This is a genomic window from Paraburkholderia guartelaensis, from assembly GCF_004353905.1.
GTDB lineage: Bacteria > Pseudomonadota > Gammaproteobacteria > Burkholderiales > Burkholderiaceae > Paraburkholderia > Paraburkholderia guartelaensis.
Window position 1 is genome coordinate 1 of the sequence record NZ_SMOD01000152.1, and the last position, 1355, is coordinate 1355.

The following is a 1355-nucleotide window of genomic DNA, read 5'->3' on the forward strand; positions in this document are numbered from 1 at the left end:
GTAAATCTATGGTCCGCCCCAGTTTTGCAACCCCTGACGCTTGATGCAGTGTTGGCTTGCGCAAATCTATCCGGCGTCGTTGTGGGGACTGCTCCCCGCGCCTCGATGAAGTTCGCGCCCACGGCCCCCATAAAGTTGTGCGGCTTCAGGAGCCTCTTTACTTGCCGGGGTGTTCCGCAGGCCGGTGTGCCGTTCACGTCATCAGGTTTCAGTCGTCGCAAAGCAGATGAGGAAATGCTTGCCTTGTGCTCGTTCACGCTTAGGGTCTGGCGAATTCAGAATCGAAGGTGCTATGGTGTGCGACGATGGCCCACGCGGTTCGCGCCAGCTTGTTGGCCAGCGCACACGCCACAACATTTGAGTGGCGCCGCGTCATCATCGCGCGCGCCCATTCCGCGAGCCGGCCAGTTCGCTTCTCGAGCCCGCGCAAATAGGCTCGGGCGCACAGGACCAGAAGACATCTGACGTGCTTGTCGCCTCGATGGCTGATCCCGAGGAAGTTGGACCTTCCGCCGGTGCTGTATTGGCGCGGAACAAGTCCAACTGACGCGGCGAAGTCACGACTGCACCTGTACTGCCTGCCATCGCCCATTTCTGCGACAAGCACGCTCGCAGTGATCGGGCCGATTCCCGGAATGCTCATGAGCCGTTGCCCAACGTCGTCATCGGCGAGTTGGCGCGCCAGCTCCCGTTCAATCTCACCTATCTGCTTCTCCAGATACTTGAGGTGTTCATGGAGGCGTTCGAGAATCGCTATCAGCCGCGGCGGCAATGCGTGCGCATCGAGAAGTTCCGGCAATCGCGCAATGGCGGTCTTGCCGACCGGCAGACCAACACCAAACTCAAGCAGGAAACCATGCGTCTGGTTGATCGTTCTCGTACGGTCCCGCACCATCGATTCACGTACGCGGTGCAGAACCGAAAGTGTCTGTTGCGACTCGGTCTTCGGCGTCACAAAGCGCATTGCTGGACGCGATGCGGCTTCACAGATCGCTTCGGCATCAACGAAGTCGTTCTTGTTCGACTTCACGAATGGCCGCACGAACTGAGGCGAAATAAGTTTGACCTGGTGGCCGAATGTGGACAGCTTGCGCGCCATGTGATGAGAGCCGGCGCACGCTTCCATGACGATGATGCAGACCTCGTACGTCGCGAAGAATTCAAACAGTTGCTTACGCCCCAGCTTCTTGCGAAACACGGCCTTGCCGTTCCGGTCCTGACCGTGAAGGTGAAAGGAATGCTTGCCAAGATCGATTCCAACGAGCATCGCGTGGTCCATTATGGTCTCCGGTTCCGAGTGAGCTCTGTCAGCGTAACTTATTCGGTAAGGTGGGGCGGACCATGTCATTAGTTGT

1 protein-coding gene is annotated in these 1355 nt (G+C 58.2%); it reads right to left on the minus strand.

Translation table 11 applies throughout. From position 1 onward, the window contains the following. Positions 1-259: 259 nt before the first annotated feature. Positions 260-1279: an IS110 family RNA-guided transposase gene (locus E1N52_RS43755; protein WP_133191270.1), complete on the minus strand. Its 1020-nt coding sequence runs from the start codon at positions 1277-1279 to the stop codon at positions 260-262. Positions 1280-1355: the final 76 nt, after the last annotated feature.